This is a genomic window from Burkholderia sp. 4M9327F10, from assembly GCF_005503145.1.
Classification (GTDB): Bacteria; Pseudomonadota; Gammaproteobacteria; order Burkholderiales; family Burkholderiaceae; genus Paraburkholderia.
This window is the reverse complement of sequence record NZ_SCNV01000079.1, coordinates 19,826-31,849: the sequence shown is the minus strand read 5'-3', so window position 1 is coordinate 31,849 and position 12,024 is coordinate 19,826. Positions and strand designations below refer to the sequence as shown.

Below are 12,024 nucleotides of genomic sequence, written 5' to 3'. Positions count from 1 at the left end.
GTGCCGTTGGTGATCACGCCCACGAGGTTGCCGCGCGAGGTGTACTTCTGCGCGTCGAGCGGCTCGTCGTAGATCGCCATGCAGGCCGCGGCCACGCCCGGCGAGTACGCGAGCGAAAGGTCGAGCTGGTTCGATAGAGGCTTGGTCGGCGTGACCGAAATCTTGCCGGGCTTCGGATTCTGGTGATAAGCGAGAGCGCTTTGCTTCAGTTGTTCGTCCATTTTATGGCCTGCGAGACGTAAGTAATCGGGCCCGGCTCATGATGCCGTGTGCCTCGCTTGCATGGATCGAATGGGTAATCGACTGCAGTGGTTTTCACCTGCGCCGGTTAGGCGCAGCTTCGGACCGGAGCGGTTGGCAGACGGTGCAGAGCTTTTGCGGGGGAGTTAGTGTACACCCCGCATGGGTCATTACGCGCAGCCTTTGAAGCCGCTAACCATCGGCGAAACAAGGACTTGCAATGCTGCGGCGCGTCATTGCGCAGCAGCTTCTGTGGCATCTCCCAGGGCTTCGCAAAAGCGTGAAGGCTGGCAGTCAGTCCAGGGCAGCGCCGCGGCGCTCGGGGATCAGAAACAGCGTCGCAAGAATATCGAGCAGATAGATCGAGGCAAGCAGCGCGAGCGCCGCGCCGAACGAAAAACGCGCGGCCAGCGCGCCGACCGCGACCGGCCCGAAACCACCTACCGCCCGGCCAATGTTGAACAGTACATTTTGCGCGGTAGCCCGTGCCTCAGTGGGATAGAGCTCCGAGATCAGCGCACCGTAGCCGCCGATCATGCCGTTGACGAACACCCCCATCACAGCCCCGCCGATCAGCAGCGCGAACGGCGTGCCCAGATGCGCATAGACGAACACCATCACCACCGCGCCGGCCTGGTAGAGCAGGAACGTCGGCTTGCGGCCGAAGCGGTCCGCGGCTATGCCGAACAGCCAGATGCCGAGGGCCATGCCGAGAACGGTCGCGGAGGTCCACAGGCCGGACCTGGTCAGCGAATAACCGAAAGTCTTCGACAGATAGCTGGGCAGCCAGATCATCAGGCCGTAGTAACCGAAGTTCTGCACGGAACAGAGAATCGCCACGCCAAGACTCGCGCGCGTGGCGCGCGCATCGGCAACGAGGCGCCGCAGCGGCAGCTTGCGCGCCGTGGCCGCCTGCTCGGCTCGCCTCACCTGCCGCGCATGTTCCACACGCTCGATGAACAGCGCCGGTTCTTCGACTTGCCGCCGCACGACAAACGACACCACCGCAGGCACGAGTCCGAGCGCGAACATGCCGCGCCAGCCGATCAACGGCAACAGCAGCGGCGTGAGCAGAGCGGCGGCCAGCACGCCAAGTTGCCACCCCAACCCCACGTACGACGAAACCCGCGCCCGCTGCGCCGCCGGCCAGGCCTCGGCGACCAGCGTCATGCCAATGCCGAACTCGCCACCGAGTCCAAGCCCGGCGATCGTCCGGTAAGCCAGCAGGTCCGCGTAGCCCTGCGCCAGCGCGCACAGGCCGGTGAACACCGCGAAGATCAGGATGGTCCACGTGAGCATCCGCACGCGGCCGAAATAATCGCTCAACACGCCGAAGACAATGCCGCCCGCCACCGCGCCGATCAGCGTCCAGGTGACAAGCGAGCCGGCCTGCGTCGGCGACAGGTGCAGATCGACGGCGATCACCGGCAGCATGAAACCGAGGATCAGCAGGTCGAAGCCGTCCATCGCATAGCCGAGCACCGCGGCGAGCAGCGCCCGGCCGGCATAGCCGCGCTGCGCGGACGCGCGGGAGGACGTGGAAGAAGAGGCGACAGTCATTGAAAGCATCCCGTAGGGCGCGGCCACGCTGACGAGATTGGCGCCGCAGCCGTCCGCCCCTGAAAATTCGCGTGAGTGTAATCGGCGCCCACGCGAGCCACAAGCAAGCCAAAAAGCGCCGCCACAGCGGAGCCTGCGGCAGGGCCGTGCGAATATCTGTCCCCGTCTGGAGCGCTGCCCGGGCTCGTCCCCTCGCCGCCGCTATGGCGGTCATCACGGGTTTCGACGCACGACAGCCTCCTCGGAATTGTCCGAATCGGGTAAAATAACGGGCTACGCGCGTAGCAAACCCGGCCTGTACTCCACTGACCGGCTGCGTATTCCGCCCATCGCCGCTCAGGGCGCGGAATACCCCGCTTGCTGCGCCACCGGGCCCACGCGCCCGCGCCCTCCCCGCTCTCACCCAAGGATCCGCCCATGACAGGCTTCGATCGCCAGACGATCTCCGACACGACCGCCAAGATGCTGCTGGAAGTGCAAGCAGTTCACTTCAACGCGGAAAAACCGTACATCTTCACGTCCGGCTGGGCGAGCCCGGTATATATCGACTGCCGCAAGCTGATCTCGTATCCGCGCGTGCGCCGCGGCCTGATGGAGATGGCCGAGGCCACCATCCTGCGCGATGTGGGCTACGAGCAGATCGACGCGGTCGCCGGTGGCGAAACCGCCGGTATCCCGTTCGCGGCATGGCTCTCCGACCGCCTGATGGTGCCGATGCAATACGTGCGCAAGAAGCCGAAGGGTTTTGGCCGCAATGCGCAGATCGAAGGCCTGCTGACCGAAGGTCAGCGCGTCCTGCTGGTGGAAGACCTGACCACGGACAGCCGCAGCAAGATCAACTTCATCAACGCGCTGCGCACCGCCGGTGCAACGGTGAACCACTGCTTCGTGCTGTTCCACTACAACATCTTCAAGGAAAGCGTGTCGGTGCTGAAAGACATCGACGTCGATCTGCACGCGCTTGCCACGTGGTGGGACGTGCTGCGCGTCGCCAAGGAAAAGGGCTACTTCGACACGAAGACGCTCGACGAAGTCGAGAAATTCCTGCATGCGCCGGCCGAGTGGTCGGCTGCGCACGGCGGTGCAACCTCGTCGCCGCAGTAAGCTTCGTAGTCAGGGTTCAAGCACGCCGAGCCAGGCCGTCCACGTTAAGAGCGCTGGTCCTGGCCCGCGCGGCTCTCAGTAAAAAGGGCCGCCTGTCGACAAGACAGGCGGCCCTTTTTTCATGCCGCAAAACGACGCGACCCCGACAGCATCAATGCAGGCCGCCCAATTCCCCGACCGAACTCGACGACAGGTTCGACAAACCATTGCTCTGCGCGTACTGAAACAGCTCGGAGTCCCGATCGAGGCCAAGCTTGCGCATTGCCGTATTCTTCTGTGTGCTGATGGTCTTGATGCTGCGGTTCAACTGCTCCGAGATTTCCTTGATCGTCATGCCGGACACAAACAGGCGCACCACTTCCAGTTCGCGCTTCGACAGAATCACCTCGTCGCTCTTGCCGCCCACGTTCATGCGCAACGTCTCGAGCGCGGCCTTGACCGACGGACTCATGTACCCAAGGCTGCGGCTGACGTGCTGAACCGCGAGCCCGATATGGCTCAGATCGTCCGCCTTGTTGACCACCGAGTTCACCCCGAGTTCGTTCAGCCGCTTGAGCAATGCGGCATTCTCGAGCATCGTCAGGACAACGATAGGCAGATCGGGAAAATTGCGGCGCAGATAGCCGATTAGCGGCAAACCATCCCCGTACTGGCCACCAGGCATGGCGAGGTCAGTTACCAGCACGTCGCAAGCGACGGTCTGCAACACTTTGATAAGTTCGGTTGACTGGCGTGCCCGCGCAACCACCTGAATACCGGGAAATTTCAGCAGCGCATGCTCTGCACCGAACAAAATCACCGGATGGTCATCGGCCACGACCACCCTGACTGGATCTGGCATTACTCCCCCTTCACCTGATGACACGCCCTCCGAAACTTCAGCCATGCATCATTGTAAAATTCTGTGTCCTAAACGGCTGGAGTTGCTTGCGTCTCAATGACGGGCGCAACTCGTTCGACTATAGCCGAATTCACCGTGCCACGACCGGTCGGAGCGCGCAACAAGGGTCGGATCGAGCAAATGTTAATCTTGATTCGACCTCGGGAGACAAAATAGGGACAATAATGAACGTGAGGATGAAAATTCACGATCCCTGCACAAGAACCTTGCACAGGACCGGAGTGAGCGCAAAGGCGCTCACTCCGGTCGACAGAGGAGAATTGGCACATGCGCTCGCGTTGCCTGGTCGTCCCGCTTGCTTCGCCCCGCTCCCGAACACCGTCTGTGGCCATCGCGATGCTCAGTCTCGCGCTCGCAGTCGCGCACGGGCCGCGCGCACTCGCCGAGGGACCGTTTGGGCTCACGAGTACGAGTTTCCCTGACGGCGGCACTGTCGCCGCCGCCCAGGTTTTCGACCAGGACGATTGCAAGGGTTCGAATCGCTCGCCCGAGCTTTCCTGGCACGATGCACCAGCCGGCACCCGCAGCTTTGCTGTGACTGTATTCGATCCGGACGCGCCTGGCCCCGGCTGGTGGCACTGGGCTGTCGCGCAGATCCCCGCAAATATCAACCGTTTGCCTGAAAATGCCAGCGCTTCGGGTTATCTGAAGAAACTCGGCGCCGTGGAGGCCCGTAACGACTTCGACATCGACGGCTATGGCGGCCCATGCCCGCCGGCTGGCAAGCCGCATCGCTATGTCATCACCGTGTACGCGCTAAACACCACCGATCTGCGACTCGCGCAGGGCCGGCCGGCGCTCATGTTCGATCACGAGATCGGCACCGCGACCCTCGGGATGGCACGCATGGTGGTGAACTACGGGCGCTAGAACATGCAATGATCCGCTCTCGCATTTCGTCTTCGGCGCGCCGGGGCGCCCGGGCGCGGCCGCGCATCGGCCAATCCGCTGGCAACGGATGACATCTTCAGCATAAAAACGTCATCGCACTGTCATTTGCACGGCGCAACGTCGATTTTCATCGATGTTTGCGCACACTGCCGCCATCCGGTCTTAAAATAACGTTCCGGCGCTATTGCGCCCCCGTATTCCCGTGAGCCAGTGAGAGTGAGATGAGCACGAAAGTATTTGTCGACGGACAGGAAGGTACGACCGGCCTGAAGATTTTCGAATACCTGTCGCAACGCGCCGATGTGGAAATCCTCCGTATCGAAGAAGCGAAGCGCAAGGACATCGAGGAGCGCCGTCGTCTCATCAACGCATCGGACGTCACGTTCCTGTGCCTGCCGGACGTCGCCTCGCGCGAATCGGCTTCGCTCGTCGAAAACGACCACACTGTGCTGATCGACGCCAGCACCGCGTTTCGCACCAGCGCGGACTGGGCCTACGGCCTGCCGGAACTGGCGCACTCGCAACGCGAGCGGCTGCGCACCGCCAAGCGCATCGCCGTGCCGGGCTGTCATGCCTCGGCATTCGTGCTGGCCATGCGCCCGCTCGTCGAAGCAGGCGTGGTCGCAAAGGACTTCGCCGCGCACAGCTATTCGATCACGGGCTACAGCGGCGGCGGCAAGAAGATGATTGCCGACTACGAAGCCGGCGGTAACAGCAAGCTCAAGAGCCCGCGCCCGTATGCGCTGGCTCTCACGCACAAGCACTTGCCGGAAATGGCGGCGCATACGGGCCTGAACGCGGCGCCGGTGTTCACGCCGATCGTCGGCGACTTCTACAAAGGTCTCGCCGTCACGACCTACTTCTCCCCGCACCAGTTGGCGAAGAAAGCCTCACCGCAAGACGTGCTCGCCCTGTTCGCCGAATACTACGCAGGCGAAGCCTTTGTGCGCGTTGCTCCGTTCGACGCTGAGACAAATCTCGACGGCGGCTTCTTCGACGTGCAGGCAAACAACGACACCAACCGCGTCGACCTGTTCGTGTTCGGCAACGAAGAACGCTTCGTGACCGTCGCGCGCCTCGACAACCTTGGCAAGGGCGCGTCGGGTGCCGCGATCCAGTGCATGAACCTCGCGATCGGCACCGCCGAGGACAGCGGATTAAAACGCTAACCCCTTCCCGCCGGACGGCTCATTGCCGTCCTTCAGCGCAAAAAGCCGGTTTTTATAAACCGGCTTTTTTCGTTTCAAATGCCCGTTTCAATGTTTCATTCCGCATACCTAATCAGTACTAGTCCCAATTACTTCTAAACCGAAATCCGCCGTTATTCATCAATCGGTAAATCGTGCGGGAGCTCCATTCGGTACGCATAGATTTCCGCCTGGGGAAACACCCGATTTTTTAGCGAACGGCCGTTCGAAGATGATAGAGCCTTTTTGCTCTCAGGCTTGACTGGCAAGCGTGTGCGGCAAAGCAACGTTGCGGCTCCCGCACCCAAAATTCGTTTTTTGTTTAAAAGGCTCGCCAACCTCACGGTGGTCAGAGTCGTGCGTTTCCAGGACTGTTTGAATCGACCTTTTTAGACGGTTCTTTCAATTGACAGGCTTTAAACGCGCAGCGAAATTACTTCGCACAATTACACGAAAGGGAGACAGCAGCATGTGGGATGCCATAAGCAGAGGCCTCGCATTGGCCCTTATCAGCACTTTTTTGTTGATCGGTTGCGGCGGCGGTAACGCCGGCAGTCCTGGCCCGGTCAGCGTTCCGCAATGCTCCGGATCGAGCTGCCCTGCGCAGGGTGCGCCGGCCTCAGGCACGGTGGCATCGCTCTGCCCCGCAACGGCCGATATCGGCAACACGACCTATCTGGGCGGCGCCGGCAGCGGCGAAGTGGTGAGTATCAACATCAACGCCACGGCGATGACCTACACGCTGACATGGCTCGAATCGCCGATTCCACTCGCAACCGGCACCGTGACGCCGACGCGCGCAGGCGTGCAGATCACCGGCACGGTGCAGCATCCCCCGACGGGCTCCCTGCCTACTGCCGAACAGATACGCTGCGCGTTCGTGCTGACGCCAGGCACGGGCTCAGGACCTAACGGTTCGTACAGCACCGCAGCCGACTTCAACTCGAGCAACCCGCCGACGATCTTCGTCGGCAACGGCGTGGCGGGCGGCGGCATTCCGGGCGCAACGGTCCAGTTCAACGGACTGACCATCCTCACGTTCAGCAACGTCGGCGAGGTACCCAACCGGCATTTCGACTTCTACCCGTTCCTCGGCTTCGCCAGCACGACGACGGACATTACCAAGCTGCCGGGCACCTATAACGCCCTGCTGTATCACCTGACGCCCTCCGGCGACTACGCGACCGTCGGCACCAACAGCATCGAAACATTCGACGCGAGCGGCACCTGCACGTCCACCAACACCCCCAACTCCAGCTATTCGCCCAACGCCGGCGGCTGCCTGACGACGGGCAATCCGTACACGCTCGACAGCAACGGTTATTTCGACAGCACCCAGGCGCCGCAGATCGTTGCCCAGACATCGCTGCCGCTGATCGGGCAAACCGGCAAGTCAGGTGTCGCGCACATGATCCTCGGCCAGTTGAACGGCGCAACCGTCCCGCTGGTCGTGCGCACCGGCAACGTCAACCTCGGCACCGGCGCGCTGCATAGCGGCGCCCAGGTCGACGACGAATCCGGCATCTCCCTGCTCGCCCTGAACACCGCGCTTGCTTCAGGTGGTTTCGACGGCGGCTACGTTGGTGCCGATTCGAACTTCAACTACACCGCCACGCTGATCAACGGCGCGACCGGCACCTTCGTCAATCCGCAAACCTCGAGTGCCGAGTCCAGCTTTGGCCTGAGCTACGGCCTCACCACTCCGGGGCTGGTCGGCGTAACCGATCAGAACGGCAAGACCGGTTATGCAATCGCATCGGGCGGCCTGTACGCGATCCTGATCCAGGGTACGGAAAACAACGGGGTGGTGTCGACTTCGGCCAACTCAACCACATCCGGCACTCCGTACTTCGGGGTAGGCGCACAAGTCAGCAAGTAACGCAAAAGCAGCGTCAGGAGACGGCCGGCCCGAGAGCCGGCCTCTACAACGAGAACATTCTGGAGGGGGCAGTATGAAATGGAAATTCCTCGCGGCATTGGCTTTGACCGCGCCCTTGGTGACGGCATGCGGCGGTGGCGGCGGCAGTTCGCCGGCGCCGGTGGTCGAGGCGCTGTGCCCCACCACGCTTGACTACAGCACGGTCTACACCGGCGGCGGCGGCGATGGTGAGCTGGTCAAGCTGCAGCTCGATACGACCAAGATGACGTGGCAGATCAGCTACATCGAATCGCCGATTCCTGCGACCACCGGCACGGTCACGCCGACGCGTGCAGGCGAGACTGTTAGCGGCACGCTGACTCAGGTCACGCAACTGCCGACCGCGAAGCTCAACCAGTGCGCGTATCAGTTGAATGGCGCGAGCCTCGACCCGAATCGCCCGGCACGCGTGTTCGTCGGCGAAGGTGTCGCTGGCGGCACGATTCCAGGCGCGGAGATCCAGTTTGGCGGTGTGCTGGGCGTCGGCGCCGTGCCGGACACTACGTTCCCGTACTACCCGTTCATCGGTTTCTCGTCGATTGAAACGAACATCGCCAATGTGGCCGGTACCTACAACCAGCTCGGCTATCACCAGGTCCCCTCGCAGAACTTCCTGCCAGTCGCGGTGGACGCAAAGATCACGATCAATGCCGACGGCACCTGGACCGAGTGCGACAACTCCGGCGTCAATGCGGGCAAGTGCCAGCAACCCGGCACTAACCTCGTGCAGTCGTCGGATCAAAGCGGCGCGTTCGAAACCGATAACTTCCAGGGCCAGGCCAAGGCGACGCTCGCCACGACGCCGGCCGCCAAGGGTTTCATGATCGTCGGCAAGCTGCGCGGCCAACTGGTGCCGATTCTGGTGCGCACCGGCGTGGCCAACCCGGCGGCCCTGCTGGCCGACGACGAATCGGGGATCTCGATTCTCGCGCCGCAATCCGCGATCGCGGTGAACTCGCAGAACGGCGAGTACATCGGCGTGGACAGCCAGTTCGACTACCGGACGACGGCGCTCGAAGGGACTCAGGCCACGCTGCTCGATCCGTTCAACGCGTCGCAGGCGTCGCTCGCGACCGCGCTGAATCTGGACTTCACCGAGACCACGCCGGGAGTCGTGACGACCACCCAGGTAGGTGCATCGACGGGCACTACACCGACCGGAAAGATGATCTTCACGGGAGGGGTTTTCGGCTATCTCGATCTGACGACGCCCGCATCGCCGTACTTCACGATCGGCGCGTTCGTCCAGTAATGGACGCAGTCCATACCGTCACCACGCAACGAGGCAACCGCTCCCCGGCCACCGCGCATGCAGTATGCGCGCCAGCCGGGGGCCGACAGGAACGCGCGGCGCATCCGGGCATCGAGGCCCGCCGCCGCGCGTAGCAAGGCTGCCCGCCCAGGAGGAAGGTCATGAAAAGAATATTGTTTGTGGCACTGGCCATGTGCCTGTCGGTGAGCGCCTACGCGCAGCACGCCGGCGACAACGTGGCCGTGCTCGGCTGGTTCCACGTAGCGCCACAGGATTCGAGCACACCGCTCACAACCTACGTCGCGCCGACCCCGATCAACACACCGCTGCGCCTGCCGAACTCGTTTACCTCGGCCGGCACAGGCCTGTCGACCAACAGCGCGGATACGGTCGGCCTCGTGTTCACCCACTTCCTGACCGACCACATCGCGGTTAGCTCGGTTGCAGGCGTGCCGCCGGTGTTCAAGCTCTACGGTCACGGCACGATCATGCCGCCCGGACCGGCGGGCGCACTCGGCAGCCAGAATCTCGGCGACCCGTCGAGCAATCCGATCGTGAAGAGCGTGCGTCAATGGAGCCCGGCGGCAATCCTGCAGTACTACTTCAACAAGCCGGACGCGAAGTTCCGGCCGTTCCTCGGTCTCGGGGTGTCGTACAACTGGTTCTCCGACATCCAGTTGAATCCGAACTTCGTCACGTCGACCCAGAACAACCTCGGCTCGGTGCTGGCCGCCGGTGCCGGCAAAACGGGCACGACCCAGGTCTCCGCCAAGGCATCGTCGTCATGGCAGCCTGTGTTCAACGCGGGCGCGGAGTACAACGTCACGGATCACTGGGGGATTGTGGCTTCGGTTACCTACATTCCACTGAAGACCACGTCTTCGGTGATCATCAAGGCGGCCGACGGCACGGAGCTGGCCGTGAGCAAAGCGGAACTTAAGGCCGACCCGATCATCTCGTTCCTCGCCGTTTCGTATAAGTTCTGAGAGGCGAGGTCGCCGGAGATGCGCGAAGCGGCAAAATCGCTGGACGAAAAAAAGCCCGCCTACTTGGGCGGGCTGAATCCATATCAGAGGAGACATGGAGGAGACAAGACGTACTATAGCAAAGCGTTTGGTGCGGCGCAACATCCGAATTAGGGTTGACCCTCAACGTTGCGTTTACGCAACGCTACACCTATTGCATCACTTCTTACGCCACCGGGCGATTTTCAACGCCCGGCCCGGCGCGCCGATACCTCACCCAGTACCGCAAAGTCTTTCTCACCGTCGCCATGGGCGATTGCCTCAATCAGGCTGTCGCGCACCAGACTCGCCACCGGCAGCGGTGTGGACACCGCGTCGCCGGCGGCCAGCGCGAGCCGCACATCCTTGAGCCCCAGCCGCGCCTTGAACAAGGCCGGCTCGTAGCGGCGCTCCGCAATCATCTTGCCGTAGCCTTGATAGACCGGGCCGGGGAAGATACCCGCCGTCACCACATCGAGAAAATCCTGCGTCGCCACGCCGTAGCCTGTGACGAGACTCGCGGCCTCGCCGAGCGCTTCGACCGCGGCCGCCAGCATGAAATTGGCCGCCAGCTTCATCACATTCGCCTGCTGCGGCAGGGTGCCGACGCGCCACGTCTTCTGGCCGATCGAGTCGAGGACCGGCTGCACGCGATCAATCGCCTCCGCCGGACCGGCGGCCATGATCGTCAGCTTGCCCGCCGCCGCAACATCGGGGCGGCCCATCACCGGCGCGGCCACGTAGTGCAGTCCGCGCGCCGCATGCGCTTGCGCCAGGTCTTCAGCGAGCGCGACCGAAATCGTCGCCATGTTCACGTGAATCAAACCGCGCGGAGCCTGCTCCAGCAACGCGGCGTCGACCACCGCGCGCAGCGCCGCATCGTCGGCCAGCATCGAAAACACGGCGTCGCCAGCAAACGCTTCGACCGGCGAGCCCACCACCTTCGCACCTGCGGCGGCAAGCGGCTGCGCCCGTTCGCCCGAACGGTTCCAGACGCGCACGGTGTGGCCGGCTCTCAGCATGTTTTGAACCATGGCGGCGCCCATCTCGCCAAGTCCGATAAAACCAATGTCCATCTCTTGCTCCACTCTCCAAGGGGATTTGAAGTAAAGCACAGCCCTGCTGCGACTGCTGACAGCGTGCCGCGCGGCGCGGTGCGATACTGATGCGATGGTCACCGCGACTTTCCGCTTCTACGAGGAGCTGAACGACTTCCTCGCCCGGCCGCTGCGCCGGCGCGCGTTCAGTTGCGTCTGCGCGCCCGCGGCCACCGCCAAGCACATGATCGAGGCGCTCGGCGTACCGCATACCGAAGTCGAACTGATCCTCGTGAACGGGGAGTCGGTCGGCTTCGAACGGCAACTGGCGGACGGCGACCGGGTAGCGGTCTATCCGAAGTTCGAGGCGCTCGATATCAAGCCGCTGCTGCGCGTGCGCGAACGGCCGTTGCGGGTGATGCGCTTTATCGCCGACGCGCACCTGGGCGGCCTCGCGCAACTGCTGCGGCTGGCCGGCTTCGATACGCTCTACGACAACCACTACCCCGACGCCGATATCGAGGTGCTCGCAGCCGCCGAACAGCGAATCGTGCTCACGCGCGACCGCGAACTGCTCAAGCGGCGCAGCATCACGCACGGATGCTACGTGCGCACGCTCAAACCCAAGGCGCAGTTGCGCGAAATTTTCGACCGGCTCGATCTGGCCGGCAGCGCCCAGCCGTTTCGTTTGTGCCTCACCTGCAACGCGCCGCTGCGGCGCATTCCCAAGGACGAAGTGGCGGACCGCGCCCCGCCTGGCGTACTGGAGCGGCATGCGCAATTCGTTACCTGCGATGTGTGCCGGCGAGTGTTCTGGGAGGGCACACATTGGCAGCGAATGCGCGCCCTGATGGACAGCGTGGCAGGCGAGCGCGCCTGAACGCGAGGGCAGTCCGGGCCGGTGTTGACGGTCAACCACCCCGGCGCCTG

General features: G+C 63.0%; 10 protein-coding genes and 1 pseudogene. 7 read left to right on the top strand and 4 right to left on the bottom strand.

Features of this window, described 5'->3' with window-relative positions; translation table 11 throughout:
* Nucleotides 1-221: pseudogene (locus FFS45_RS37525) on the bottom strand (hypothetical protein); the annotation flags it as partial.
* A 313-nt stretch (nt 222-534) separates the two neighbouring features.
* On the bottom strand, nt 535-1,800 hold the full coding sequence (locus FFS45_RS37520; RefSeq protein ID WP_137959687.1) for an MFS transporter: 1,266 nt from the start codon (nt 1,798-1,800) through the stop codon (nt 535-537).
* Between the two features lie 417 nt (nt 1,801-2,217).
* On the opposite strand from FFS45_RS37520, the gene FFS45_RS37515 reads away from it, so the two are divergent.
* The gene (locus FFS45_RS37515; protein WP_137959686.1) at nt 2,218-2,904 is read left to right on the top strand and encodes an orotate phosphoribosyltransferase; all 687 of its coding nucleotides are present in this window, start codon (nt 2,218-2,220) and stop codon (nt 2,902-2,904) included.
* A 151-nt stretch (nt 2,905-3,055) separates the two neighbouring features.
* Here FFS45_RS37515 and FFS45_RS37510 read toward each other — a convergent pair whose 3' ends face one another.
* On the bottom strand, nt 3,056-3,745 hold the full coding sequence (locus tag FFS45_RS37510) for a response regulator (protein ID WP_137959685.1): 690 nt from the start codon (nt 3,743-3,745) through the stop codon (nt 3,056-3,058).
* 327 nt (nt 3,746-4,072) lie between these two features.
* Here FFS45_RS37510 and FFS45_RS37505 point away from each other — a divergent pair, with 327 nt between their 5' ends.
* From FFS45_RS37505 to FFS45_RS37485, 5 genes are all read left to right on the top strand, one after another.
* Nucleotides 4,073-4,675: a YbhB/YbcL family Raf kinase inhibitor-like protein gene (locus tag FFS45_RS37505; protein WP_137959684.1), complete on the top strand. Its 603-nt coding sequence runs from the start codon at nt 4,073-4,075 to the stop codon at nt 4,673-4,675.
* Between the two features lie 242 nt (nt 4,676-4,917).
* Nucleotides 4,918-5,865 carry an N-acetyl-gamma-glutamyl-phosphate reductase gene (gene argC, locus FFS45_RS37500; RefSeq protein WP_137959683.1) on the top strand — a complete coding sequence of 316 codons (948 nt, stop codon included), beginning with the start codon at nt 4,918-4,920 and terminating at the stop codon, nt 5,863-5,865.
* Between the two features lie 487 nt (nt 5,866-6,352).
* A complete protein-coding gene (locus FFS45_RS37495) occupies nt 6,353-7,762 on the top strand; it encodes a DUF2957 domain-containing protein (RefSeq protein WP_137959682.1) in 1,410 nt (469 codons plus the stop codon).
* 73 nt (nt 7,763-7,835) lie between these two features.
* The gene (locus FFS45_RS37490) at nt 7,836-9,053 is read left to right on the top strand and encodes a DUF2957 domain-containing protein (RefSeq protein ID WP_137959681.1); all 1,218 of its coding nucleotides are present in this window, start codon (nt 7,836-7,838) and stop codon (nt 9,051-9,053) included.
* A gap of 161 nt (nt 9,054-9,214) precedes the next feature.
* Nucleotides 9,215-10,039 carry an OmpW family outer membrane protein gene (locus FFS45_RS37485; RefSeq protein ID WP_137959680.1) on the top strand — a complete coding sequence of 275 codons (825 nt, stop codon included), beginning with the start codon at nt 9,215-9,217 and terminating at the stop codon, nt 10,037-10,039.
* Nucleotides 10,040-10,263: 224 nt separating this feature from the next.
* On the opposite strand, the gene FFS45_RS37480 is transcribed toward FFS45_RS37485, so the two are convergent.
* Nucleotides 10,264-11,133 (bottom strand): NAD(P)-dependent oxidoreductase, encoded by an 870-nt coding sequence (locus FFS45_RS37480; protein WP_137959679.1) that lies wholly within the window; start codon nt 11,131-11,133, stop codon nt 10,264-10,266.
* Between the two features lie 94 nt (nt 11,134-11,227).
* On the opposite strand from FFS45_RS37480, the gene FFS45_RS37475 reads away from it, so the two are divergent.
* Entirely contained in the window at nt 11,228-11,974 is a 747-nt protein-coding gene (locus FFS45_RS37475; RefSeq protein WP_137959678.1) for a Mut7-C RNAse domain-containing protein, read from the top strand.
* Nucleotides 11,975-12,024 lie beyond the last annotated feature (50 nt).